General features: G+C 59.0%; 19 protein-coding genes and 2 pseudogenes. 14 read left to right on the forward strand and 7 right to left on the reverse strand.

Features of this window, described 5'->3' with window-relative positions; translation table 11 throughout:
• The first annotated feature begins 74 nt into the window (after window positions 1-74).
• The 6 genes and pseudogenes from MUN86_RS25825 (at window position 75) to MUN86_RS25850 (ending at window position 8,979) form a co-directional block, all read left to right on the forward strand.
• Window positions 75-2,216 carry an alpha-L-arabinofuranosidase family protein gene (locus MUN86_RS25825; RefSeq protein ID WP_245126889.1) on the forward strand — a complete coding sequence of 714 codons (2,142 nt, stop codon included), beginning with the start codon at window positions 75-77 and terminating at the stop codon, window positions 2,214-2,216.
• Between the two features lie 454 nt (window positions 2,217-2,670).
• Window positions 2,671-3,090 carry a hypothetical protein gene (locus MUN86_RS25830; RefSeq protein ID WP_245126890.1) on the forward strand — a complete coding sequence of 140 codons (420 nt, stop codon included), beginning with the start codon at window positions 2,671-2,673 and terminating at the stop codon, window positions 3,088-3,090.
• Between the two features lie 31 nt (window positions 3,091-3,121).
• Window positions 3,122-3,265, forward strand: coding sequence for a hypothetical protein (locus tag MUN86_RS25835; protein ID WP_245126891.1), 144 nt, complete (start codon window positions 3,122-3,124; stop codon window positions 3,263-3,265).
• A 297-nt stretch (window positions 3,266-3,562) separates the two neighbouring features.
• Entirely contained in the window at window positions 3,563-3,925 is a 363-nt protein-coding gene (locus tag MUN86_RS25840) for a hypothetical protein (RefSeq protein WP_245126892.1), read from the forward strand.
• The gene (locus MUN86_RS25845) at window positions 3,847-5,922 is read left to right on the forward strand and encodes a glycoside hydrolase family 2 TIM barrel-domain containing protein (RefSeq protein ID WP_245126893.1); all 2,076 of its coding nucleotides are present in this window, start codon (window positions 3,847-3,849) and stop codon (window positions 5,920-5,922) included. Before MUN86_RS25840 ends, MUN86_RS25845 begins: the two co-directional genes overlap by 79 nt.
• Window positions 5,923-5,992: 70 nt before the next feature.
• A pseudogene (locus tag MUN86_RS25850) lies at window positions 5,993-8,979 on the forward strand (glycoside hydrolase family 2 protein).
• A 146-nt stretch (window positions 8,980-9,125) separates the two neighbouring features.
• On the opposite strand, the gene MUN86_RS25855 reads toward MUN86_RS25850, so the two are convergent.
• Window positions 9,126-9,710, reverse strand: a complete 585-nt coding sequence (locus MUN86_RS25855) for a GrpB family protein (RefSeq protein ID WP_245126894.1) — start codon at window positions 9,708-9,710, stop codon at window positions 9,126-9,128.
• A gap of 387 nt (window positions 9,711-10,097) precedes the next feature.
• Window positions 10,098-10,841, reverse strand: coding sequence for a hypothetical protein (locus MUN86_RS25860; protein WP_245126895.1), 744 nt, complete (start codon window positions 10,839-10,841; stop codon window positions 10,098-10,100).
• Window positions 10,842-11,497: 656 nt separating this feature from the next.
• On the opposite strand from MUN86_RS25860, the gene MUN86_RS25865 reads away from it, so the two are divergent.
• The 4 genes from MUN86_RS25865 to MUN86_RS25880 all read left to right on the forward strand — a co-directional run bounded on the left by MUN86_RS25865 (window position 11,498) and on the right by MUN86_RS25880 (window position 16,545).
• A complete protein-coding gene (locus MUN86_RS25865; RefSeq protein ID WP_245126896.1) occupies window positions 11,498-11,965 on the forward strand; it encodes a hypothetical protein in 468 nt (155 codons plus the stop codon).
• Window positions 11,966-12,086: 121 nt separating this feature from the next.
• On the forward strand, window positions 12,087-12,473 hold the full coding sequence (locus MUN86_RS25870) for a DUF3592 domain-containing protein (protein ID WP_245126897.1): 387 nt from the start codon (window positions 12,087-12,089) through the stop codon (window positions 12,471-12,473).
• 521 nt (window positions 12,474-12,994) lie between these two features.
• On the forward strand, window positions 12,995-15,256 hold the full coding sequence (locus MUN86_RS25875; protein WP_245126898.1) for a malectin domain-containing carbohydrate-binding protein: 2,262 nt from the start codon (window positions 12,995-12,997) through the stop codon (window positions 15,254-15,256).
• Window positions 15,238-16,545 (forward strand): malectin domain-containing carbohydrate-binding protein, encoded by a 1,308-nt coding sequence (locus tag MUN86_RS25880; RefSeq protein ID WP_245126899.1) that lies wholly within the window; start codon window positions 15,238-15,240, stop codon window positions 16,543-16,545. Before MUN86_RS25875 ends, MUN86_RS25880 begins: the two co-directional genes overlap by 19 nt.
• A gap of 386 nt (window positions 16,546-16,931) precedes the next feature.
• On the opposite strand, the gene MUN86_RS25885 is transcribed toward MUN86_RS25880, so the two are convergent.
• Window positions 16,932-17,417 (reverse strand): hypothetical protein, encoded by a 486-nt coding sequence (locus MUN86_RS25885; protein ID WP_245126900.1) that lies wholly within the window; start codon window positions 17,415-17,417, stop codon window positions 16,932-16,934.
• 526 nt (window positions 17,418-17,943) lie between these two features.
• Between MUN86_RS25885 and MUN86_RS25890 the strand changes: the two genes are divergently transcribed.
• Both MUN86_RS25890 and MUN86_RS25895 read left to right on the forward strand, forming a co-directional pair.
• A complete protein-coding gene (locus MUN86_RS25890) occupies window positions 17,944-18,609 on the forward strand; it encodes an outer membrane beta-barrel protein (RefSeq protein WP_245126901.1) in 666 nt (221 codons plus the stop codon).
• A gap of 244 nt (window positions 18,610-18,853) precedes the next feature.
• On the forward strand, window positions 18,854-19,273 hold the full coding sequence (locus tag MUN86_RS25895; RefSeq protein WP_245126902.1) for an outer membrane beta-barrel protein: 420 nt from the start codon (window positions 18,854-18,856) through the stop codon (window positions 19,271-19,273).
• A 319-nt stretch (window positions 19,274-19,592) separates the two neighbouring features.
• Here MUN86_RS25895 and MUN86_RS31410 read toward each other — a convergent pair whose 3' ends face one another.
• From MUN86_RS31410 to MUN86_RS25910, 4 genes are all read right to left on the reverse strand, one after another.
• Window positions 19,593-19,718, reverse strand: a complete 126-nt coding sequence (locus MUN86_RS31410; RefSeq protein WP_280640672.1) for a hypothetical protein — start codon at window positions 19,716-19,718, stop codon at window positions 19,593-19,595.
• Window positions 19,719-19,776: 58 nt separating this feature from the next.
• A complete protein-coding gene (locus MUN86_RS25900) occupies window positions 19,777-20,043 on the reverse strand; it encodes a hypothetical protein (protein WP_245126903.1) in 267 nt (88 codons plus the stop codon).
• A gap of 61 nt (window positions 20,044-20,104) precedes the next feature.
• The gene (locus MUN86_RS25905) at window positions 20,105-20,716 is read right to left on the reverse strand and encodes a hypothetical protein (RefSeq protein WP_245126904.1); all 612 of its coding nucleotides are present in this window, start codon (window positions 20,714-20,716) and stop codon (window positions 20,105-20,107) included.
• Between the two features lie 337 nt (window positions 20,717-21,053).
• A complete protein-coding gene (locus tag MUN86_RS25910) occupies window positions 21,054-21,587 on the reverse strand; it encodes a hypothetical protein (protein ID WP_245126905.1) in 534 nt (177 codons plus the stop codon).
• 192 nt (window positions 21,588-21,779) lie between these two features.
• On the opposite strand from MUN86_RS25910, the gene MUN86_RS25915 reads away from it, so the two are divergent.
• Entirely contained in the window at window positions 21,780-22,163 is a 384-nt protein-coding gene (locus tag MUN86_RS25915) for a hypothetical protein (RefSeq protein WP_245126906.1), read from the forward strand.
• A gap of 562 nt (window positions 22,164-22,725) precedes the next feature.
• Window positions 22,726-26,310, forward strand: a pseudogene (locus tag MUN86_RS25920) (DUF7619 domain-containing protein); the annotation flags it as partial.
• Between the last annotated feature and the right edge of the window lie 47 nt (window positions 26,311-26,357).

Raw genomic sequence — 26,357 nt, forward strand, 5'->3', positions numbered from 1 at the left:
GATGCTGGTCGCCTTGCCGAAACCGGGCTGGCAGCAAGTGCGCCCAGTGCCTTTCGTTCTCAACTACCTCCCCTATGAAAAAACCCGTTACTAACACCACATTTGCCGAAGCCAAAGCAACCCTTGGCATCCTCGCTTTTAGCATTCTTGCCCTGCTGTCGCCGGTACAGGCCCAGAAGCCTACGCTCACGCTGGACTTCACGAAGCCGGGTGCCGCGGTCAGCCCCATGCTCTACGGCCTGATGACCGAGGAAATCAACCATTCCTACGATGGGGGGCTGTATGCCGAACTCATCCGCAACCGCATCTTTAAGGATAATCCGACCTCGCCCGAGGCCTGGAGCCTCGTGCAGGACAATACCGGCTCCAACGCCTCCATTCAACTAATGGCCGCCACCCAAGACAACGTGCCGTATGATGAGCGCCGACACGCCATCAACGAGGCACTGACCACCTGCTTGCGTCTGACCGTGGAAAAGGCCGACGGCCGGGTCGGCATCGCCAACGCAGGGTACTGGGGCATCCCCGTGAAGCCAGCCACCACCTACCAAGCTTCTTTCTACCTGAAAGGCGGGGGCAGCGTTCCCCCGCCCCGCCCCCGCCCCGGGCAGCCTACCCCGCCCGCCAAGCCGGTTATAGAGGATAACACCGCCGGCCCGATACAGGTGACTATCGAAAGCAACGATGGCAAAACGGTGTACGCCACGGGCACCGTGAACCTGGAGAAAAGCATCTTTTGGAAAAAGTACCAGGTGACGCTGACCACCGGGGCTAGCGTAAAACCCACGAAAGATGCCCGGTTCGTGGTTTCCACTACTCGCCCCGGCCTATACTACTTCAATTTGGTGTCGCTGTTTCCGCCCACGTACAACAACCGCCCCAACGGCAACCGGCCGGATCTGACGCAGATGATGCTCGACATGAAGCCGAAGTTTCTGCGCTTCCCGGGCGGCAACTACCTGGAAGGCCCCCTGCTGACCGATGCCTTCCCCTGGAAAACAACCCTGGGGCCACTGGAAAGCCGGCCGGGTCACCGGGGCTCCTGGGGGTACCGCGCATCGGATGGCATGGGGCTGCTGGAGTTTTTGCTTTGGTGCGAAGAGATCAAGGCCGAGCCCCTGCTGGGGGTGTACGCCGGCTATTCGCTGCAAGGCGACCATATCGATGCCGGGCCCCTGTTGAAGCCGCACGTGGAGGATGCCCTTAACGAAATCGAGTACGTGATGGGGGACGCCAGCACGTACTGGGGCGCCAAACGCGCCGCCGACGGGCACCCCGCCCCGTTCAAGCTGCGGTACGTGGAGATTGGCAACGAGGACTGGTTTGACCGGTCCAACAGCTACGATGGCCGGTTCAACCAGTTTCGGGAAGCTATTGAAGCGAAATATCCCCAGTTGCACTGCATTTCCACCATCGCCGACGCGCAGTTTCCTGCCCAGAAAGTAACCAGCGGGAAAAAACCGGAGCTGCTGGATGAGCACTATTACCGCAATGCCTGGGATATGTGGCAAAACGCCGCCCAGTACGATGCCTACGACCGCAACGGACCCAAAATATTTGTGGGCGAATGGGCGACGCGCGAAGGCCTGCCCACCACGAATCTGAACGCGGCCCTGGGCGACGCCGCCTGGATGATCGGCATGGAGCGCAACGCCGATCTGGTTGTAATGTCGTGCTACGCCCCCTTGTTTGTCAACGTGAATACGGCCACGGCTACTGCTCCCAAAGCCTGGCAGTGGGATTCGGACCTGATTGGGTACGATGCGCTGACCAGTTACGGCTCGCCCTCGTACTACGTGCAAAAGATGTTCAGCGAGTACCTGGGCGACCACATCGTACCCACGACGGGCGCCAGCATCCCGCTGCGCAAGCGCCCGCTCACCCGGCGCGACAGTGTGGAGGGGAAAACTCCGGCGCCCGTCCCTGCTCTGTTCTACGCCGCCACGAAAAACGATCAGACGGGGACGGTGTACTTGAAAATGGTTAACACCCTCGGCACCAAGCAACCCGTTGACGTCACCCTGCAGGGCCTTGCAAAAGTGGTTTCCAGCGCCACAGTGGTGGTGCTGAAAGGGGTTAAGCCGGAGGACACCAATAGTATAACCGAACCCAAAAAGATCATTCCAACTACGTCTAAAATCAAACGGGTAGGGCCGCATTTCACCCGAGTGCTCGACCCGTATTCGGTAACCGTCCTACAGCTGCAAACAAAATAGCAGAGACTGCCTGGGGTAACTCCGTAAAAATGGATGATTAGCAGGCAGAGCATTGCACCCCTGGCCTAACTGGGTGCTGCCGCAGCGGTTTTCTCATGCACCGCCCATGCCAGCCTGCTGCCGCAAAAGACGAAAACGCTTAAACGAGTGCTCGGTATGTTGACTGCCGTCGCCGCGTTCAATCAACTCTCTTTTCCGGGGTAGCGTTGAGCTCTAATTCCGGCTAGAGTTAGTTGCAACGGCAGCAGGACGGCTGATTGTCCCCAAACCAAGGCCTTAATTGTCAATAAAAAGGTATTAGTGCACCCGGCATTAACCGTCTCATTCGCCCACATGACCGCACGAGAAAATTCATTGCGACCACCGGGCTGCTTTGCCTAAGCACGGTGGCGGCCTTGGCGCAGGTAATAGATTCCAAGGTAGTTGATAACGGCAGCGGTGGCCCCATAAAGCCATGGCCGCGACCGAAGCCGCTTTGCCTGCGTACGTCGTCTACCGGCTTAAAGACCTTGAAGCCGCCAAGGCTGAGGGCCAGCCGCCGGTGATTGTGTTCGGGAACGGGGGTTGCGCCAACACTTTTATCGCCCACGAGAAGGTGCTGTCGGCTGCCTCCTGCCGCGGCGCGGCCAAAACCGGAAATAGTGCGAGCAATAGGATGCGGGACGCGGACGCCAACCCGATTACCGTCGCCCAAGACATTCGTTACCGGGAAGGTAACGGCCCCGCCTGGGTGCTCGACCTGGCTACGCCCGCGGCGCGGGGCCATCAGCGGTGGCCAGCCTTGGTGATTGTGCACGGGGGCGGGTGGGGCATGGGTTCTGCATCGGACCCCGTGTACCAGAAAATGATGGTGGACTACGCCCTAAAAAGGTAGGTGACCTTTAATGTCACTTACCGGCTGACCGGTGAAGCGCCGTTTCCGGCCTGCATCGTCGATTGCTGCCGTCTTCTCCCTAGTCGGCGGCCCCGCGGCCCGCAACACCAAGGCCGGCCGGCGGCACTCAGCGGTAAGGGTCCCGGGCCACTACCTAACTACCTCTACTACCTAACCTAGAACACCTTATTGCTTTTACAGCCTGAATAAGAATCAACCAACGGCCCCCGTATTGTTACCCGTACTGTCCTGCTCAGCCGAGCAGAACGCGCAATTCGTCACGCAATGCCGGGACGGACAAAAAGGCTGGCCGCTGGCTTTTAATTCACTTCTTCTCCCAACAAGCCCGCAAGCAACCCCGGGGAACACCCCGGGGAAAGCCAGGGCGAGCAACCAACCAGCAAAGTACAGGACAGTTCCAGCCCGGTCGAAGTGGTTCTTGCCGACCAGTAACCACCAGACTTGCTTGCTCATGCCTCCTTCCCTACTCCGTATTCCGGCGCTTACCCGGCGGAGCGTGCTGCTACTCACCGCCGCGCTGGCCGCGGTGAGCGCCCGCGCGCAGACGCCCGCACGCCTCACCACGTCCTTCGATGCCGATTGGCGCTTTGCGTTGCAGGATGCCCCCGGCGCCGAACAAGTTACCTTTAATGATGCCGGCTGGAAAACCGTCGCCGTGCCCCACGACTGGAGCATTGCCGGGCCGTACGACCGCGCCAATCCCCCGCACGCGGGGGCGGCTACCTGCCCGGCGGCGTGGGCTGGTACCGCAAGCAGTTCACCCTGCCCGCGGCCGACACCAAGCGCCAGGTGTGGGTGGAATTCGACGGGGTGATGGCCAACAGCGAGGTGTGGCTGAACGGGCACAAGCTCGGGCAGCGGCCCTACGGCTATAGCAGCTTCGCCTACGACCTAACGCCCTACCTCGTGCCGGGCAAGGCCAACGTGCTGGCCGTGCGCGCCGACAACTCGGTGCAGCCGGCCTCGCGCTACTACACCGGCGCCGGTATCTACCGCCACGTGCGGCTGGTGAGCACGGCCCCTACCCACTTCACCTACGGCGGCGTATTCGTAAGCACGCCGCAAGCCACGGCCGCCCAGGCCCAGGTGCAGGTGCAGGCCGAAGTGCAGAACCAGGCCACGGCGCCGGGCACCTACACGCTGGAAACCACGCTGCTGGCCCCGAACGGCAAGCCCGTGGCTACCACCCGCAGCAACCAGGCCGTGGCGGCTGGCCAGACCGTGATCTTCACCCAGACCCTGCCGGTAGCCAAGCCCCAGCGCTGGAGTTTAACGCAGCCCGTGCTCTACCGAGCCACCACGCGCCTGCTAGCTGGCAAAGCCGTACTGGATGAACAAACTACGCCCTTCGGGATTCGGGAGGTGAAGTTTGAGGCCGCCACCGGCTTTTGGCTGAACGGCCAGAACCTGAAAATCAAGGGCGTATGCCTGCACCACGATGCCGGGGCCCTGGGCGCGGCCGTGCCGCTGCGGGCCTGGGAGCGCCGACTGGAGTTGCTTAAGCAAGTGGGCGTCAACGGCATCCGCACGGCCCACAACCCGATGGCCCCCGAATTTTTGGACCTCTGCGACCGGATGGGCTTGGTGGTGCTCGACGAAACGTTTGACACCTGGACCGCGGCCAAAAACAACGCCGAGCAGGGCTACAACCGCTTTTTCAAGGACTGGTGGCAGGCCGACACCCGCGACATGGTGCGCCGCGACCGCAACCACCCCAGCATCGTGCTTTACAGCGTGGGCAACGAAATTCGCGATAACCTCAACAGTCCCGAGGGCTTCCAGACTTATAAGCAGCAGCAGGACCTGGTGCACCAAACCGACCCCACCCGCCCGGTGACCATGGCCTTGTTCCGCCCTGGCCAAAGCAAAGTCTACGAAAACGGCTTCGTGGAAACCATGGACGTGGTCGGCCAAAACTACCGGGATGCCGAGTTGGTGGCCGCCCACGAGGCCAAGCCCACCCGCAAAGTCATCGGCACCGAGAACGGCCACGACCTGCCCGCCTGGCTGATTTTGCGCGACAAGCCCTACCTGGCCGGGCAGTTCTTGTGGACCGGCTTCGACTACCTGGGCGAGGGCGACTGGCCGGAAATCGCCAACGGCCAGGGCTTGTTTGACCGGACCGGCAACTGGCGGCCCGTCGCGTACCAGCGCCAGAGCTGGTGGGGCGCCGAGCCCGTGGTGCGCCTGGTGCGCAAAGCGGAAAACGCCGGGGCCGGGGCCTGGGTGGCCAACTGGACGCCTACCGACTTCGACACCTACGACGATGCCAAAGTGCAGGTGTACAGCAACTGCGACGAAGTGGAGTTGTTTCTCAACGGCAAGTCCCTGGGGGGTAAGCCCAAGCCGGCCGACGACTCGCCCCGCGCCTGGGACGTTACGTTTGCCAAGGGCACCCTGCGCGCCGTGGCCCGCAACAAGGGCAAGGTAGCGGCCACCGACGAGCTGAAAACGGCCGGCCCACCGGCCCGCATCGTGCTGAGCACCGACCGCCCCCGGCTAACCCACGACTGGGACGACGTGGCCTACATCACGGCCCGCGTGGTTGATGCTAACGGCGTGCTCTGCCCCAATGCCGACCAGCAACTCACCTTTAGTGCCAGCGGCGCGGGCGCGGTAGTAGCCGTCGACAACGGCAATATTGCCAGTCACGAGCTTTATCAGGCGCAGACGCGCCAGGCCTACCAGGGACAGTGCATGGCCATTGTCAAGGCCAACGCCCCAACTGGTAAAATTACGCTCAGTGCCTCGGCCCCCGGCCTGGCGGCCGGCACGCTGACGCTGGACGCGGCCCCGGCCCGCAGCAAATAACGTCGTCTTTTCCCGGCTACACGTTTCGCTGCTCACCGCCGCCATGCCCCCGTCTATTTCCCGCCTTTGTATGCCAACAATTCCTCTAGCGCCGCGGCTAGCCCTGCTCCTCCTGCTGGCCGCCTCCCCCCTGCACGCGCAGAAATCCGCGGTTGCGGTGCGGCACAAGTACAACTTCAACCCGGATTGGCGGGTGCTGGTCGGCGATCCGCCCGGGGCCGAAGCACCCGGTTTCAACGATGCCAAGTGGGGGCACCACACGCTGCCCTGGGCGTGGAACGAGGACGAGGCCTTCCAAAAGGATATCAAGGACCTCTCCACCGGCATTGCCTGGTACCGCAAGCACTTCAAGCTGCCCAAAACAGCTGCGGGCAAGAAAGTATTTCTCGAGTTCGAGGGCGTGCGCCAAGGGGGTGAGTTTTACGTGAACGGCCAGTTCGTCGGCCGGCACGAGAACGGGGCCATGGCCGTGGGCTTCGACGTGACCACGTTTCTGCGGGCCGCCGGGCAGGAAAATGTGGTGGCCGTGCGCACCGACAACAGCTGGGACTATAAGGAGCAAGTTAGCAACGCGGGCTACCAGTGGAGCGACAAGAACTTCAACGCCAACTACGGCGGCATCCCCAAAAACGTGTATCTGCACGTCACCGAGCCGCTCTACCAAACCCTGCCGCTTTACGCCGGCCTGGGCACCACCGGCGTGTACGTGTACGCCCAGCAGTTCGACATTGCGGGCCGCAGCGCCACCATCACCACGGAGTCGCAGGTCAGGAACGAGGGTACTACGCCGCGCACCTTTCGCTACGCGGCCACCCTCACGGACCCGGACGGCAAGGTGGTGGGGACGCTAACCGGCGAGCAAACCACCCTGGCGCCGGGCGAAACCAAGCTGGTGCGCGCCCGCGGCCGCGTGGCGAGCCTCCACTTCTGGAGCTGGGGCTACGGCTACCTCTACGACGTGGCCACTACCTTGCAGGTGGACGGCCAGCCTACCGACGTGGTGCACACCCGCACGGGCTTTCGCAAAACCGCGTTTCAGAACGGCATGATCTACCTCAATGACCGGGTGCTGATGGTGCACGGCTACGCCCAGCGCACCAGCAACGAGTGGCCGGCCGTGGGCCTGAGTGTGCCGCCCTGGCTCTCAGACTTCAGCAACAACTTAATGGTGGAAAGCAACGGCAACCTGGTGCGCTGGATGCACATCACCCCCTGGAAACAGGACGTGGAGTCGTGCGATCGGGTAGGCCTGCTCCAAGCCATGCCCGCTGGCGATGCCGAAAAGGACGTAATGGGCCGCCGCTGGGAGCAGCGCACCGCGCTCATGCGCGAGGCTATCATCTACAACCGCAACAACCCGAGCATCGTGTTCTACGAGTCGGGCAACGAGTCCATCAGCGCCGAGCACATGCGCGAGATGAAAGCGATTCGCGACCAATATGACCCGCAGGGCGGGCCATCGGCGCGCGGGAGATGCTCGATATTGCCGAGGCCGAGTACGGGGGCGAGATGCTCTACATCAACAAAAGCGCGACGAAGCCGCTCTGGGCCATGGAGTACTCGCGCGACGAAGGCTTGCGCAAGTACTGGGATGAATTCTCCCCGCCCTACCATAAGGACGGGGCCGGCCCGCTCTACAAAAATGCCGACGCCAGCATCTACAACCGCAACCAGGACACCCACGCCCGCGAAAACGTGATGCGCTGGTACGACTACTGGCGCGAGCGGCCGGGCACCGGCCAGCGCGTCAACTCGGGCGGGGTCAACATCGTCTTCTCCGACACCAACACCCATTACCGCGGGGCGGAAAACTACCGCCGTAGCGGCGAGGTCGATGCCCTGCGCATCGCCAAGGACGGCTTCTTTGCCCACCAGGTGATCTGGGACGGCTGGGTGGATCCCGAGAAAGCCCGCACCCATATCATCGGCCACTGGAACTATCAAGCCGGCGTAACCAAGGACGTGACGGTGGTCTCGAGCGGCGAGCAGGTGGAATTGCTGGTGAATGGCAAGTCGCTCGGTTTTGGGGAGCCGAGTCACCGCTTCCTCTACACTTTCCGGAACGTTGCCTGGCAGCCGGGTAACCTCACGGCCATCAGCTACGACGCCAAGGGGCAGAAAGTCAGTGAGGCCACGCAGGAAACCGCCGGCGCGCCCGTGGCCCTCAAGCTCACGCCCATCCTGAGCCCGGCGGGGCTGAAAGCCGACGGCGCCGACCTGGCGCTGGTGCAAGTGGAAGTGGTGGACGCGCAGGGCCGCCGCTGCCCCACCGCCCTGGATCTAGTGACCTTCACCCTCAGCGGTCCGGCCGAGTGGCGCGGGGGCCTGGCCCAGGGGCCCAACAATTACATTCTGGCCCAAAGCCTGCCGGTGGAAGGGGGCGTAAACCGCGTGCTGGTACGCACCACCACCAAGGCGGGCACCATCAAGGTGCAGGCGTCGGCCCAGGGCTTGCCTTCGGTTGCTGTCAGCCTGAAATCCAAGCCGGTAGCGGTAAAGAATGGCCTGAATCCCACGCTGCCGGCCGAAGGCGTGCCGGTACGCCTGACGCGCGGGCCAACCCCGTCGACGCCCTCGTATACCCCCTTGCGCACGGCCGTGGCCATTCGCCGCGTGTCGGCTAGCTCCAACCAAGACCAAGCCGCGGCCAGCTACGACGACAACGAGCTGTCGGAGTGGGTCAGCGGCAAAGAGCAGACTGGGCCCTGGATTCAGTACGAGCTAGCGCGGCCCGCCGCCATCAGCGAAGTTTGCATGAAGCTGGTGGGCTGGCGCCGGAGTCAGTATCCGATCCGTATTCTGGTGGACGGGCAGGAAGTGTTCCGCGCTACCACCGAGCGCAGTCTGGGGTACTATACGGCGGCCTTTGCGCCGCGCACCGGCAGAACCGTGCGCATCGAGTTGACGGGGGCGGGCCAGAGCCAAGAGGCGTATACCATCACGGAACTGGTCGCCCCGAAAAAGTTGGAACCGGCCGACAGCGAGGTACCGAAAGGTACACTGGGCCTGGTAGAAGTGGAGCTCTACGAGAAAGCCGGGACCTCCCGCACGCCTTAAGCAGACCGGCTAAGGCAAGTAAAGTCAGCGGCTAGATTTAACTCCGCAAGCTTCGCCTGATGTGAGAAGTTAATCAACGGGCGACTGCGCCTTGGAATTGTGCTGGGGCAGCCCGGTTGACGGGGAGGCCGTGTTGGGCGTAGAACTCAGGGTACGTTATTTTGTCGGATAATTTGGTCAACTTCATCTTGGCTAATTCCTGCTTGTTTCAAGCAGGTGGTAATAAAAGCAGTTTTCCCAGCTACATACTCCGGGATATTAGTAGGATACAGGGTCGCTAGTTGCTTTTTCAACTGGCCATACTCACTCACTTTTGCCCGATGAGTGCGCAAGTAGTCCCGAAACAATAAATGATTCCGCAAAGGGGTACTACCGGTCAAGCAAGCATATAAGTGATGAGCTGGCCATTCTCTTTGAAAAGCACTGTAGGGAGTATTTGCGGAGTTTAACTTAAAGGCCTCTCGACCGACAATGCCTAAATCGCCTTGGTGCTGGTAGCCGATCAGAGCCAGTTTGCTTATAACCTTTTGCATGGCCGCCTCATCGGCTACTACTAGGTCAATATCGAGAATCGGTTTGGCCGCCAATCCTACCACGGAAGTACTGCCTACGTGTTCCACTGCGAGCAGTAAATCTTGTAAGCTCGCTTGGTAAAGCAGTTTAAGCTCCTCATAGGTGCTGCTCCACCTAGGATTATACGCTTCTATTACAATACGCGTATCTCTTTTCATTCTTTTTGCTTAAGCTCAACATCTGTAGTGCAGCAGTTGCGTGGACTAAGCTGCTCATGCCAGTTAAGCTGTTTTGAAATCCGGCCACGGAGCTGGAAGTTAGCTATTATCGCGTAGGAGCCCGTACTAACTGCGCCTGTAGCGCTAACCACGGATGCGGGCCAGCGGGTGGGACTAGCCAGGGGAGCAACGAGAAAGGCGGGCTGGAAATCGGCCGCTCGGTGCCCAGGGAGTGTGCGAGGAATTGCCCTACTGCTTTAGAAAGAGCTTGGAATAACCAAAACAGCAGTGACGCGCCACTTGGACAGCGGTTAAACGACCCTCATAAGGTGACAAATGCCTCGTAACGTCTCCTGGTTGATTGGTACTATTTCCTGCTACCGACCTTTAACGATTTAGTAGCAGGCCAATCGAAAATCGGACCGTATAGTGGTTTAGCCGGGTGGGCGGCACCGGCACGGAGGTGCCCGTATCAAAAATATACCACTCCCCTGGGCGCAGGGTATAGGCATACGAACCCGCCAGGCCGAGGTCGAGTTGGCGGATTGCCACCGACTTGAAGTGGCGCACCGTATAGTACAGGCCCGCGCCCGCGGACACGGTCAGGTTGAAGGTGCTCAAGGTAAACGAGCCCGCCTGCTGGAAGAGGCTATCGAGGGGCAGAACAGTTGGTTGCGCTGAACTATGCGTCACGTTGACGAAGCGATAGCCGAGTCCGGCGCTGGGCAACACCACCTTCAAGCGTTTATCGACCAGCACTTTATTCAATTCAAAGCCGAAGGTATGTTGGTGCAGCGACAAGGAGGGCGTTGCCCGATCCAACTCCGGGAAGGTGAGCGCCTGCTTGTAATAAAGCGAGACGTAGCCAATGCCTTTCTGACTCACCAAGAACTGTAAGGTCTGCGCGATGCCCTCCCGCGGAAGAGAAGCGGTAGTGTAAGGCGCAAAAAAAGTGTTGAGCGCCTGCACGTCGAACGTAGCAGTTCCTAGATCGGTCGCTACGCCCCAATATTTACCAGAAGTGTTCAGCGAAGGAGCCTCCATCGTAGCGTCCGCCTGTCGACGTTGCCCGAGAACAGGATGGCCAGCAATCACCCAGGCAGCAAGCAGAAAGGCAACTAAGGAGCGCATAACGGAAAAAGCCTTAGAAAGATAATCGAATTCAACCAGGATTATGCTGGGGCTCTGTAGCAGCTGATTTATCGTCTCTTAGTGGCTACCACACGCGCCACCTGGACAACTACAACTGGTAGTCACGGGGTGCTCAACAACCGATTCCCTAGCCAATTAAGAATAGAACAACTAACTGTTGAGGGCCTTGCTTTATTGTTACCAGTAAGAGCAGAAAGCTCGTAGCCACCAGGCCAACCGCCAGGCTGCAAGTAGATTGCACCGGAGCGTTGAACAACTGTCCAGGCAACCGCTAAAATGGCTCTATAACGTTGTTTGAAAACGGCAAATGGGCAGTCTGCTTGGCATCTGCCGTGCTGAGGCGGGTCCTAGTTCTTCCTAATTATCCACTTCAATCTAAAGGATGAACCAAGTAAACCCTCCTTCTTTGCGAGTAGCAATAGATAACCAAGGCTTTAAAAGTTTAGCCAAGTACAACTACTCCCTATCTCATCTGGGAAAAGTCGATTTATATAATAGTTGTTATAAGCGGCACCTCGGAAAAGTGTTACGTTTGAATAGCCCCTTCAGGTAGCATAGGAATAGCACTTGCCATATTCCTCAACAATATTGCTTGCTCATTCCTCTATGTACTCGTTCCGCCCTATCCTATACTGATGCGTTGCCTAACTGTTTGCCTGATTGGGGGAATAACGACCGTGACTTCCTTCCCTCATTGGCACCAATCTACCCCCGACTTCGCCGCCTATCCGGTCCCGGCAGGGTATACCGGCCGACGTCTGCCCCCGAAGTTGGTCCCTCACACGGCCGCTTGGCGGTTTCGAACCCGCATCCGGGAAGTAGCGCAGCAACGCCCCAACTTTGCGGGCCATTACGTTCTGGCCACGTGGGGCTGTGGAGCGGAATGTTTGAGCTACGTGATTGTGGATGTCACCTCGGGCCACGTGTATTTCAACGAGGTCAGCGTTTGTTGCTGGGGCGGCACGGTGCCGGACTCGTTTCAACCCATCCGTTTTCGCCTTACGAGCCAGCTCATCATTTTCCAGGGACTCTTAGGAGAAGAAGGCAGGCAAGGGCCACACTATTACAAATTTCACAGCGGGCGTCTGCTTGCCTTACCCTAGCCTGTACCTACCAGAGCGGGCACCTAAACCTCTCAGGTAAAAGCTTGTCACCTTTCTTCAACCAGCCGTCCAATAAGGTGGCCAGGCGACCTGTTGATACGGTGCTTATTGCCTTTCTTTTATGGACTATATCCTGTATCTGGCTGTTGGGGCATCTGTCGCGCTCTTTGGGTGGACCGCTTCACGGGCGTTGTATTTGCGCTGGCACGGGATTGCGACGACCGGCACGATCACGGCCCTCGTGCGCACGGCCGATGGCGATGGCGTCTCGTACGCCCCACGGGTCGCCTTCTTTACGCAGGAAGGCATTCGCATCGAGGTCACGAGTTCGGTTAGTACGCAGGAAGCGGGCGACTATTTCCGGGTAGGCCAGCAAGTGAGGATTCGCTACTCCCCCACCAATCCTAGTTACTTTGCCATTGGTGGCTATGAGGTAACCAGTGTCCTCTTCTTGCTCTTGTTTGCTGGTATGGCCGTAGGAATTCTGTGGTTACTTACCAGATCCTGAGCCGCCGCTACCGCTTAGCAGAAGGCAACGGCACCCCTGGTTGGTTAAGGCTAGCGACTCCGTCTTATATGGCCTTATTCTCGTGGCTGCAAGCTAAAAAAGGCGGCTCTAAGCGGCTGAACTCGGTCCTCTACATCGAAGGTAGGGCAAATGGCCGGCATGATTCGGCGTTCTGCAACAGCCACGCACTGTTCGTAAAATGCCAATTGAGCAGAGAAGCTTCTTGAGAACGTATCGGGCAGGAGCTTCTACTCGTCAGTCTTTCACCCCACAGGTGGGGCCTGCATCGACGCAGTCTGGTTGATCCTAAACTCCCATGAGGCTCTCTGAAACAGCGGGCAAATTCGTTTAGGTCCGTACTCGGAACTTGTTAGAATCTCATTGATAAGGGGTTATAAATTAACCTTCGGTGCGTCTGCATTATCATATAATTACTCCTTGTTTTTGTTGCGCGCTTCACCGGACCTTACACTAGCAATCCGACTCGCTCCGGTCCTGAACAAGGAAACTTCACGGACTGATTGCGCGCTGTCCTCTTTCGCCGCCCTACCGGCGGTGTATTCTTTTTCTCTATCTCATCCTATGAAACAAACCATTACCCGATTGCTGCCCTTGGCCGCAAGTTGGCTGCTGGGTGTGTCCAGCTCCCAGGCGCAAGTCACCCCCTCGCTCCCCGTACAGCAGGCGCTTCCGACGAGGCGACTATCGTCAAAAACCGCTCCCCTACTGGCCCCCGCCAACGGCAAATACAGCCCCCCCGGCGGGCGCAAGCACGCCGGCAGGCAGGGGCGACCGTCGCGCCCGGCCTCGAGTGGGTGGCGCGCTACGCCGGCCCGGGCAGCCCACAAAATAAGGTAGACGTCGCGACTGCCCTCGTGGTGGATGCGGCGGGCAATGTCTATGTGACGGGCAGAGCCCGGGAAGAAAACGCGCTGCAAGCTAACGACTATGCCACTATCAAATACTCCCCGAGCGGCCAACAACTCTGGGTGGCCCGCTACAACAATGGCGGCGATGATGTGCCCATGGATCTGGCCGTGGATGCGGCAGGCAATGTTTACGTGACCGGCCGCTCGTTTAACCAGGGCTCGGGCGATGACTATGCGACCGTCAAGTACTCGGCCAGTGGCCAGCGGTTGTGGACGGCGCGCTACAACGGGGCGGGCAATGGGTCCGACCAGGCGGTCGGCCTGGGGTTGGACGCGGCCGGCAACGTGTACGTGACCGGTACCTCGGCCGGCACGGGGACCAAGCTCGATTATGTGACCGTCAAGTACGCTCCCGGCGGGCAGCGCCTGTGGGAGGCGCGCTACAATGCGGCCGGGGGCAATGATGAAGCGGTGGACATCGCGCTGGACGCGGCCGGCAATATCTTGGTGACGGGTACTATCTCGCGGGACAGCGATTCGGTTTCCAAAGACTATGCGACCCTCAAATACACGGCCAGCGGCGAGCAACTGTGGGTGAACCGCTACAATGGCTCGGGTAATGCCAATGACCTGGCTGTGGCGTTGGCCGTCGACGCCGCCGGCAACGTGGTGGTGACCGGCACCTCCAGCACCACCACGTATTTCACAGACGACTATCCTGACTACGCCACGGTCAAGTACGCGGCCAACGGGCAGCAGCTGTGGGACGTACGCTACAACGGCGTGCTAACACGCAGTTTGGAACAGGCGTTTGACGTGGCCGTGGACGCGGCGGGCGACGTGTTCGTGACGGGGCGCTCGCGCAACCCCACGAAAGGCGATTGGGACTACGCCACCCTCAAGTATGCGGCCGCCAGTGGCCAGCAACTCTGGGAGGCGCGCTACGACGGAGGAACTGGTGAGAGCGAGGATGATGTGACGGCTATGGCCGTAAACGCGGCGGGTGACGTGTACGTGACGGGCGCCAGCAATGGGGACTACGGCACGCTTAAGTATGCCGGAGCCAACGGCCAGCAGCTCTGGGCCTTATATTACACGCAATCCTCCTCCTCTGATGCGGCGTACGCCGTGGCCATAGACGCGGCCGACAATGTTTACGTTACGGGCGCCAGCGGCGGGGGTCCCTCGGACTTCGCAACCCTCAAGTATGGGATCAATACCGTCAATCAGGTGCCCACGGCCCGCGCCGCCCCCACCACCCCGCTTACCTTGCCCACGACGAGTACCCGCCTGAGCGGGGCTGGCACCGACCCCGACGGCACGATTGTCGGCTACATCTGGTCGCAAGTCAGCGGGCCTAGCCCGGCCGTCATTACCGGCCGGAGTGGGCGCACGCCGCTGGTGAGCAACCTGGTGGCCGGCACGTACGTGTTCAGCTTAGAGGTGACCGACAGTGGCGGGCTGCGCAGTGCTGCCAGTCAGACCACGCTCACGGTCAATCCCGAACCGGCGGATGGCCGGGTGCTCTACCGCGTGAATGCGGGCGGCAGCCAAGTAACTAACGCTATTGGCACCTTCGCCGCCGATCCCTTCAACGCGGACGGAGCTACCTTCGCCACCGACCAGCCCATTGCCGGCACCGAGGACGACGCCCTCTACCAAAGTGAGCGCTACGGCCGCTACTTTCGCTACAGCTTTGCCGTGAGCCGGGGCAAACAGTACGAGGTGGTGCTTCACTTTGCTGAGGTCTACGCCACTCGCGCCGGCCAGCGCGTGTTCGATGTGGCCGCGGAAGGGCTGGTGGCGTTGAACGACTACGACATCTACCAGAAGGTGGGGCCTTCACGGCGACCACCGAACGGCTGCTCGTCACGGCCGCCGACGAGGAGCTTGCCTTGGACTTCTACGGCCTGATCGACAACGCGAAAGTGTCGGCCATTGAAATCTATACCGTCAACTCCACCCCTACCACGACGGCCGTGCTGCGCCTCAATGCGGGTAGTGGCCAGTTAAGCACGAGTACCGGCCCGTTTGCGGCTGATCAGTACGCGACGGGCGGCAGCGAGTTTGCCACCGACCAGGCGATTGCTGGCACCGAAGATGATGCGCTCTACCAGAGTGAGCGCTACGGCGCGTTCACCTACAACCTGCCCGTGGCCAACGGGCAGTATATGGTCAAACTGCACTTTGCTGAACTCTACTGGAACAGCACCGGCCAGCGCGTCTTCGACGTGCGCGCCGAAAACACAACCGTACTCCGCGCCTACGACATTGTGCGCAAAGTCGGGCCGCTGACGGCCACCACCGAGTCCTTCCCCGTTACCGTCACCGACGGGGTGCTTTCCTTGGCTTTTGCCCCCGGCGCGGGCGGGGTGGACCAGCCGAAAGTGTCGGCCATCGAGGTGCTCCAAGCGAGTCCGACCGCCGTGCTGCGTCTCAATGTGGGCGGCGGGCAGCTCAGCACGAGCGTGGGCCGCTTCAGCACGGATCAGTTCGCGTACGGCGGCACCGAATTCGCCACCGACCAGCCCATTGCCGGCACCGAAGACGATGCCCTCTATCAGACCGAGCGCTACGGCACCTTCTCCTACGGTCTGCCCGTGGCCAACGGCACCTACACCGTCAAGCTCCACTTTGCCGAGCTCTATTGGAACGCCCCCGGCCAGCGCGTCTTCGACGTGGTGGCCGAAGGCAGCACCGTGCTCCAAGCCTACGACATTGTCAAGAAGGTAGGCCCGTTGACAGCCACCACCGAGTCGTTTTCGGTGACCGTCACCGACGGGGTGCTCGCGCTGGCCTTCGCGCCCGGGGCCGGCGGGGTGGATCAGCCGAAAGTGTCGGCCATCGAGGTGCTCAGCGGCAACTCCGCTTCCCCGGTTACCGCGGCGCGCTCCGCTGCCAGCCCCTTGGCACCCGGTGCCCCGGCTAAGCTACCCGTCTACAGCGCGCAGGTCAAGCTCTACCCCAATCCATCTACTGATGGCCGCGTCACGCTCGAGCTGCCGGCCGCCTTCCAAGGCGAGGTCAGTTACTCGCTGGTTTCCTCGCTGGGCACGACCTTGAGCCAGGGCCAGTGCACGGTTTCGGCCGCGGGACAGTCGGTAACCTTCGACTTTTCGCCGCAGCTGTCGGCCGAAGGACTGTACTACCTGCACCTGCGCGGAGCCAAGGGCCAAGCCCACGTCAAGCTGCTCCGGAAATAACCACCGACCCGGCGCTGACCCGACACGCACTGGCCCCTCGGAAGAAGCGCCCGACGAGAGAGTAGATCTTGCTGCAGCAGAAGGGTCACTGTTTTGAACCGTCCGCCCGAAAGTAGGGGCGCGTCCTGGCACGGGCTAATGCCGAAAAGCGAAAAAGGGTCTGCTGCCTCGGGCAACAGACCCTTTTTTCAGCCCCCACCTGCGACCAGCTAGCGATTTATTGTTCAGCTTGAAAAGCTAGTAGGTGCTGGCCTTTTGCCCCTTGAGCACCTTTTAAGTGGGCCTTTTGAAAAGGTCCAGGTCCCTGCTAAGCAACTGATAATTTACATGCACTCTCTACCTGACTGCACCTGTTGTCAAATCAAGATCATGTATCGCACAAATGATTAGCGAATTTCTGCATAATCTTTATAAGATTCCAGCTTCATCCACCATTGAAAGCCCCCTTCAATATACTTATTTGCTGTTGCTTCAATTCCCTTATGTGCTTTTTTTACAATTGCCGAAATATCAGGAGCTAAACCCGTAAGCGGGAATAATTTATCTCGAGAATTATAGGAATCATAAATAATAATGTACGCATAATTGCCAATTGGCCTTTTTCCTCTGTTTCCTTTAGCAATAAAAATTTGCAATCCAGGCAGAATAGCTTCTAAGGAAGGGTTTAATTCTTTCTTTATATGTTGTTCAAATTCCAAAGAATCTACCCCTGGTTTTAAATTAAAACTGCGAACCGAGACAACTCTGCCTTTGCCGGAAATAACAGACTGGCCGTAAGTGGAGCTAAGAGACAGTATTGTTAAAACAAGAATCACAGCAACAGTTATTCTTGTTTGCAAAGTGGCTGTTGCGGAAAGTAGTTGTTGAGCCATGGTTATGTTATTGAGGTTAGTTGAAAATAATAAGTATTAGTATAGAAAGTATTAACCTAGTTTACCAGTTACCTAACACTGCTCAACACATGCGCCCAGCAGGGTATACCTGTAGTGTGACACTTACCAAGTGTATAGCAGAGTAATGGCTACTCCTCTGCCTTATTTAATTTAATAGATGCTTTTCTATTTTACAAGAACTCAGTGGGCTGCCAGTCAATTACGAGAAACTAAACCAGCGGAGTAAGACGCTTGTATGTTTTCTTTCCCCTTCGCTTAACTACAACTAAAGTCAAAAAACGACTAGTCAACCTACTACTCGTTATCGGGCTGGCCACGAGAAAGTACTAGGTCGTCTTTGTGCTGCCTGGTGCAGATCCGGCATTTTTTTGATTTAAGCATTTGTGCTATCTGCTCCTCGCTGCTTTATATTTTGGCTGGTATGCAACGATGCGAGGCTTTTTGGTTTCTTCCCCTTGTCTGTGTTTCTACGGTAAAATTACTTTATCCTTTCTCTTTACTAAGTATGCTAAATCGTCACGTTGCCTTCTGCACCCTGTTGGTGGGTACCCCCCTGTTGAGTTGCGCGCAATCGACTGCGGTCCCCGCTGAGGGGGCACCCGCTTATCGCTTTTATGTGGGAGTGGGGGCCTACACCAGCGACCATGAGTACTGGGGCAGCCGCTATGGGTTCCCATCTACCCACCCGCTACAGCTCACCCTCGGCTACCACCTGCGCCCCCGCCTCGCGCTGCAGCTGAGCGGGGTGTCTGCGGCCACAAAAGGGTCTCATGCGGGGCTGGTGCCGCAAACCAGCGGCCCGGCGCTTCCTTACTCGCAGACCTACGCCAACCGCTCTACTTCGCTGGCCGCGCTGGCGCGCTACACCTTCACGCGCACGGCCTCGCATCGGTTGCAGGTCGACGGGCTCGGCGGCTTCACGGTGCATCACTACACGTTTGACGGCACGGGTTCCTACCCCGATGGTAATGCGCCCGGGGGCTTTGGCAGCTACGACAATCATTCGCGCACGACAGACGTCTATCTCACAGCCGGTGCGAGCGTGCGCTATCGGCTCACCTCGCATCTGGAGGCCGTGGCCGATGGGATGGTGAGTACCAATCTGCAGGGCTTACGCGATGTGACGCAGGCGGGAGCCTTGGGCCTGCGCTATACCTTCGGCCGCCGGTAATCTCTTTGCCTCTACTCGCCAAAGCACGTTGGCCGACGGGTGCTTACGCTCCTCCCGCACAGGCCTAGGTTCTACCGCTGAGTAGATCGTCGGGGCGGTTGTTGAATCCCCCCTCCCTTAGTTGGCTTCGCTTATATTACCTATCTATGTTCTCGTAGGAAGTATTCGTTGCTCGTTTCCTGCCTGCCGCTGCTGCCCGTGCTGAGCCAGGCCCAATCCCCTTCGCCTATTCGGTTCGGCGTGAGTGGGGGCGGCACGCTACCACTATCGTGGGCCGGGGTATTGCCCAACAGCCGAAGGTACAACCGCTGGTTGGGCTTGCAGGGGCCTGCTGGCCCAAGTTCCCTTCACCCCGCAAGGGCACCTGTTCGGGCAAACCGAACTGCTCTTCAATCAGCAAGGCTACCGGCTCTCGCATCCGGAAACCAACTACAAAGCCCGGCCGCGCACGTCCTACCTCTCCCTGCCCGTGCTCGTGGGCGTGACGAGCCACCACTTTTTTGTGCTGGCCGGGCCGCAGGTAAATTATGTAGCCGCCGAGCGCGAGCAATATACCAGTAACGGGACGTTGCATCCGTTGGATGAAAACCCAAACACCGACGCCTCGTATTACCAGCGCTGGCAAGGGGCGCTGACGGGGGCCGTGGGGTACCGCTTCGGGTAGAGGTGCGCTCAGTGAGGCCTTGAATAGTACCTGGCGCGGCAGCGGCGGTATAAGCCACGCAACGCGAGGGCTCAACTGCGCCTGAGCTATCTGTTGCCCTGAGCGCGGGAAGTGGCCGGCGCACCCCCTCCCCGGCTCTTGCGCCGCTCGAGCGGCTCCCTCAACTACGAGCGCAGCCCGGCTTCGCTGCAGAATAGAGCCGGGGGCTCAGTTGTCGGAACGGGAGCGGCAACGGCCCTAAAGTCTTTGTCAAACAAGCACGCCGAACGTCATTGAGGTAGAGCAAGGGGCCCTTCATGCCGACTCGTCGCAAGCCATACTACGGCCGTAAGCTGCCAAACACGGGTTTAATCGTGCGCAGTAGGATCCGGCGCAAGTCCTGGGCCTGCGGGCTGCGTTGGCGGTGGCACGCCCGTCGATACGCGTCGTCGAAAGCGGAGCGCATGAGTTGCTTGTAGTCGGCCTTGGGAACCCAAGAGGCCTTGAATAGGCAGGCCCGACAATCAACTTGGAAGGCGCGGTGGAGCTTCATTTACATTCCATCCGCCGTGGCTGTACACGGCCCGTGTCTGCTGGGAGAGAACGTCCCAGTTCAGTAACTCGCGCAGTCGGCGGTAGAGATTGTGGTGTGGAACGCGCTCCGATAATCGGAACTGCGTGATGACTTTGTCGGAGAAGTGCTTGTGGCCCCGCATCCCCTGGTACGAGTAGCTTACAAGCAGGTACTTCTGCAACACCCACCCTCGTTCAAGGAACGTTACGGGGCCCAACCGGCATTTCGAGGGTAGGTTTGTAAAATGAGTAAGGCTGCGTCAGCTTGCTCGAGTCCAGCTAGTGCACGCTTTGCAGAAGCTGCTGTAAGGTGTTACGGAGTTGAATTACTTGTTGCCGGCCGGCGTCTTTGCCTACGCACACTTCATAGAACGTGGGCGCATAAAAACGCGCTGCCCGGATCGCCTTCTTGTCAATGAGGTAGAGGGTGATTTCCTCGCCGTCCTCGCTCATACAGGCCCCAGTAGCGCTCCGCGCTTGCTCATCCCCCGGAATGGCCCATAACTGAGGCGGGACCAGGCTGTACCAGCTAGGCCGAAGGGTCTCTTCTGCGATGCGTTTGGGCAGCAAGTAGCGATTCGTATCGGGAACCGTAGCCCGGAAGCGCGAATCCTCTTGCCCGAATTTCTGGACTAGCGGACCCGGGTAGTAATGCCCGAGCACATCCCGGTAGGGACTGGTATAAGTGAAGAAGGCAAGCCGGTTCTGGTGCTTGGCCAGAATCAAGTAGTTCGGGGATGCATTTTGGTGGGAGCTGCTCTGATAAACCAGGGTGCTGTCAAAGTGCTGTTGAAAGAACGAGTGCAGAGGGGACGGTGCTTGGGCGCGGCTAACGAGCGCCGTACCAAGTAAACCGAACAGCGAAGCTAAACGAAACCGGCACCAGGGCATACAAAATTGAAAAAGTAGAGTTCAGCGCAGGACAAGCAAGGAGCTGGAATTTACTATGATGGCGCAACCCCGCTTATACCCAGCATTATATTTAACCGGACGGAATACGTGCTAACTATAGTTGGCTTGACCAGCTGCAGTTTAGGGCCTAATGTTAATTAGCCAAACTAGACCACCTCATTATGCATTAGCTATCCCGGTACCTAAGAGAAGTGCCCAGTAACGCTGGGAAGGCATCTTACCTCGTGTAGATTGAAAAGCAGGGTACACTGCGCAGCCCGAAAAAGCTTCATTGTGCAACTACACCAAGACTTTTGTTCAGTACGGTTAGCTACTATTAAAATGCGCTTACCTGGTAGCGGACTCGGAAGGAGCCCTTGGTATACCGCATTTCCTCTGCCTTATCCGTGAAATGTTTATCTCGGCGCAGGGTGGCTTCAAAGCGTCCTTCGACGATCTTCTGCACCGTATCAAGTCCGGTAATTCGGATACTGGGCAAACTCGTCGGACCAGCCGTACTGTACCTGTCATTTATAATGTCGCCGCCTACTACTTCCAGCCATTGTGCAGGTAAAGCCTGCGCCGAGGACAGAGGCTGCCCCTTCGGTAAAGAGAAGGCAATAGTTAAGCTTTTTCTGATCAATACGCCGAAAGTTGTATCTGAGCCAGACACATAAAATTCACCTTTTGCTTGCGAGTAGATACCCGTTCCCCACGTGTCCCAGCGCTGGCCGTCCTTGCTGGCTAACACAAAAAACTCCCTTGGTGATGCCGCTGGTTCTTCCTGTGGTGTTACCGCCTCATCCGTGCACGCGGTTACGCTCCAGCCTACAAGCAGACCAGTTAAAATGGGGAAGCTAGAAATTTTCATCTGAGTGCGTTAGGAGTTCTCTAGCAGGAGATCTGCGAGGCCCTAAAGGTTGCAAGCCAGAACCCGATGATTTACAAATGGTGCCTTCAAAGCACAGCGTCTAACTTATCCCTTCTGCTGTTTACCAGCTTTTCAGGCATTGTCCCAAGTACTGCAGCGGCAATATTCTCTTTGGCAACCCACTTTTACCATATGATACGCTATTTACTTCGTAAAAGGAGCATCCGGTTCCATTTGGTGCTGCTAGCCATCGGGCTAATAGGATGTCGGCAGGCTGAGCCTGATGAGATGTCTGTTACCCACCCGCTGAGGCCCTATTGGATAAGCGCCGATAGTTTAGTTCACCTAACAATTGACTCTACTGCCTTTACTTTTAAGTTTAAGCTGGAGGAGCACGTCGAAGTGGAGCCTTATCGACTGCTGGCAAATAACCGGCTTGTTTTGGGGGAGGATACCGTCGAATTGCACTTCAACCGCAAAGGAGAACTGTCGATTGAGCCATTAAGCCGAGCCGAGAGAGCGGCGAAAGACTCACGCCTCATTTATATCGTTCGCTTCGTTGAAACATCTAAGTAACCAAAGTGAACGATCGGGCCTTAGCCGAGAGTAAATGATCTGCGCGCGACTGGAGCCAGCAGTCTGTGGCTAGGCGAAGTCTAGGCTCGTGGGCTACGGCGGACCGCGCAAGGCTAATATGAAATTAGGTCCGGGCCCAGTCGGCATCCGCATCAATATGCCTGCTACGGCAACTAATACAAAGCGAGGGCAAGTAGAGATATAGTAAATTATTGGATTTATTATAATTGAATTCGAAGTAGTTGCCCGCTGAAATTGGTCGGTAAAAGACAACAGAAATAATATTAGATTACTTTGTTAGGCCCGTAAAATGGCCCCTTATTTGATTTATATTGCGGCTAGCTTTAGATATTGCCCTGGTACATTATTCTTATCTATGCTTATACTCTTACTTTTTTCAGTCTTCGTGCCAAGTATATGCAAGCATGAAGTGCATGCGAGATATAAAATAAATTATAGATTGCATTGGAAGCTTCATCCAGGAACGCTATTAATTATCTTCTGTTTGTTGGTCACCGGTACTTCAGTTTCCGCCCAGCTGCAAAACCTTCAGCTCGACCGAATGCTTGGCACGCCGGTGGACTTCCCGCAGGCCATTCAAGTGAGCGCAGCCGGTGTTCTGCACGTACTGGACCGCGGGGGATTGGTAAAGCTCAATGCAACGGGGCGCTACTTGCAAACCATCCCACTCCGTTCCACTACCCGCACGCCCGATTACCGATCCCTGGCGTTGGATGGGCAAAGCAACATCTGGGTTGTGAACCGGGCCCAGTCCTTTGTGCGCAAGTACAGCGCGAACGGCGACTCGCTGACGCAAATTGGCAGCGCTGGCACGGCGCCGGGCCAGTTTCAGCAGCCCGAAGGCCTAGCGGTAGATGCGGCCGGTAACCTCTACGTGGCCGATACGGGAAACAACCGCCTGCAAAAACTCGATGTCAATGGGCAGGTGCAGTGGGTGTACGCCCCCGGCGGAACGCTAGCCCTGGCGCAGCCCGCCGACGTAAAGCTTGCTCCCGACGGCAGCGTGTACGTGCTGAATAAAAACTATACGGCCATCAAGCTAAGCGCCACCGGGCAACTGATTAGCACCCTATCGTTAAGCATCCCCGGGGCAACAAGGGTTGACCAAACGGTAGGGCTTGAAATCGACGCGGCCAACAACCTCTACGTAGTTAGTTCGCAGCTCAGTGCCGTGCAGCGCTACAATGCCCAGGGCGTACATCTAGGGGCTTTCGGCGCAGGCAGCGGCGCCTTTATTGGTACGCACGTGGCCTTGGCTTTGGATGGACCCGGAAATGTGTACGTGATTGATGCCATCGACCGGGACCAAAGCATCAGCTCCATCCGCAAGCTGAGCGCCAGTGGGGCTTTGCTTAACGAGTGGAGAAATGAGGGGCGATTTGGCAACCGCATGCGGCAAGACGAGGCGGGCAACCTCTATTACATCGACTCCAACTCGACGCGTATTGTTAAGATCAACCCCGCCGGGCAGCAACTTGCTACCATTGGCGGGCCTGGTCAGGCGGATGGCCAATTCAGGGTGCTAACTAGCTTTGCCCTCGACTTACAGGGCAATGTGTATGGGCTGGAAGGGTATTTCTTTCCTCAGCGAGTCCAGAAATTTAACTCCGAGGGCCGGTTCATCAGTAAAACTGACTTGCCTGATCCGCAGACCAACCCCAACGGGTACATGCCCACGGATCTTGCCGTGGATGCTAGCGGCAACCTCTACGTGCTCGATTATTGGAGCGGAGTCCGTAAGTACACGGCGCAAGGACGGCTGCTGCAGATGATCGGGGCGGCGGGTAGTGGCGGCGGCCCTGGTCCCGGGCAGTTCTACGCGCCCCGCGGGGTGGTGCTGGATTACCGTGGCAACATCTACGTAGCGGACGGGGCCGGCAACCGCGTGCAAAAGTTTAGTCCCGGCGGGCAAGTGCTGCGCGAGTTCCTCTCGGTGTTTCCTCCTTCTTTTCAAGGATCCCCTTCGCTGTCCCCGGGAGACGCGGGCTTAGCCGTGGACGGGGCCGGCAACGTATATGCCAGCGTGGGGAGAAACGACTATATCACCCTGTTTGAGGGCACTAGCACGCGGCAGCAAAAGCTGGTCGGAGGAGCTAACCTCATAACTATTAATCAGAGCGGTACCCGCCTGACCTGTGCCATGGCGTCGCACAGTGTGCTGCGGTTTTATGGGCCCACTACCCGAGCCCCCGAGAATCTGATCAGCGGCAAGGTATTCCAGGATCTGAACAACGATTGCGCGCAGCAAGCCAACGAGCCGGCGCTGCCGAACATGATTGTGACGACCGAGCCGGGCACTACTTACGGTCTTACCGATGAAAACGGCAATTACTCGCTCGCCGTGGATACGGGCACTTACACCGTGCGGCAGCTGCTGCCCGCGCCGGCGGCCGGCCGGCTGGTGCAGCAGCTGTGCTCCGGCCCGCCGACGGTTGCTTTCCACTCGTACGGCAATGCGGTCAGCGGCCCGGATTTTGGCAATCAAGTCAGCACAACTCCTTATCTGACGGTGAGTGTTGCTGCCAACCGGCGGCGGCGCTGTTTCCGCAATACCACGGCGGTAAGCTACGCCAACACCGGCTTTGCGGCCGCCTCGGCTGCCACCGTGACGGTCGCATTGCCGCCGGAGGTGGTTTTCGTAAGGGCCGACGTGCCGCACACCGTGGACGCGGCGGGCCACTACGTATTTGAGGTGGGGGCGCTGGCGCCTAGCCAGCGCGGCACGATCATTATCCAAGACTCGGTGGTATGCGGCGATCCGGCCATCCGCGGGCGGACCGTGTGCACCCGCGCCTGGATCCGCCCCGTTAACGCTAACCCGGCGCCCGCGGGTTGGAACCGGGCGTCCCTGGCCGTCACGGGCCAGGTAGTGGGCGGCCGCCAGGTGCGCTTCGCCGTCAGCAACCGCGGCAGCGGGGCTACCACGGATAGTCTGGCGCTCCGCATCTATCAGGATGCGCAGCTGGCGATGATCCGTAACGTATCCCTGGCCGCGGGTGACAGTCTGGTTTTGCGCTGGACCGCCACCCGGCCGGTCGGGCGGGTCGAGGTGGACCAGCCAACCAACCATCCTGCCGGGTTGATTGCGAGTGCAACCGTGGAAGTGCCCGCATTGCGCACCAGTACGATGCCGAGCGCGGCCATGCTGGCCATGCCGCCGAGTGACCCGCAGCCGGAAATAGCGGAAGACTGTCAGCCGATTCTCGACTCGTATGATCCCAACGACAAGCAAGTAGTACCGCAGGGGCGCACGGCGCAGCGCTACACGCCCACCACCACCGCGCTGCGCTATCAGATCCGGTTCCAGAACACCGGCAACGACGTGGCGTACCGCGTCGCATTGGTCGATACGCTGGCCGCCGAGTTGGATCTGAGCACGCTGCAGGTGGGCGCCGTATCGCACCCGTACCACCTGACCGTATCGGGCCGTCAGCGCCCGGTGCTCACGTTCACGTTCGACAACATCCTGCTGCCGGATAGCGCCCACAATCCGGTGGGCAGCCAGGGCTTTGTGCAGTTCAGCGTCAAGCCCAAAGCGGCCTTGCCCGCCCGTACGCGCATCGACAACTTCGCCGATATATTCTTTGATTACAACGAAGCCGTCCGGACCGACACGACGACCAACCGCATCTACGATATGCCGCTGAGCGTGGAACCGGCCGTGGCCCTTCAGTATCCGGCGGTGCTGGCTTCGCCCACCATCAGCTCCCTGGCGCCAACCCAGGGCCGTTTCGGGACCGTGGTGACGCTTACGGGCCACCATTTCTCGCCCGCCCCCACGGGTAACCGCGTCGCCTTCAACGGCGTCGTGGCCGTCGTGCAAAGTGCGACCGATACGACCCTCACGGTACGGGTACCGGTTGGGGCTGCTACCGGCCCGGTTACCTTGACGACGGCGGATGGGGGGACTCGCCCAATTGATTTCACCGTATTCCAACCCCCTACTCTCACTAGCGTTACCCCGGGCGAGGGCCAACCGGGTTCGGTGGTAACTTTAACCGGCCTGCACTTCTCGGTTTTCCCCGCCCAGGATACGGTTACCTTCAACGGCATACCGGCCCGGGTGCTGCAGGCGACGCCCACCAGCTTGCAAGTGGAAGTACCGGCGGGCGCCACCCGCGGCATTATCCGCGTGCAAACCTTGGGCGGGCCGGGGGAAAGCGCGCAGCCCTT

It is taken from the genome of Hymenobacter volaticus (assembly GCF_022921055.1).
GTDB classification, from domain to species: Bacteria; Bacteroidota; Bacteroidia; order Cytophagales; family Hymenobacteraceae; genus Hymenobacter; species Hymenobacter volaticus.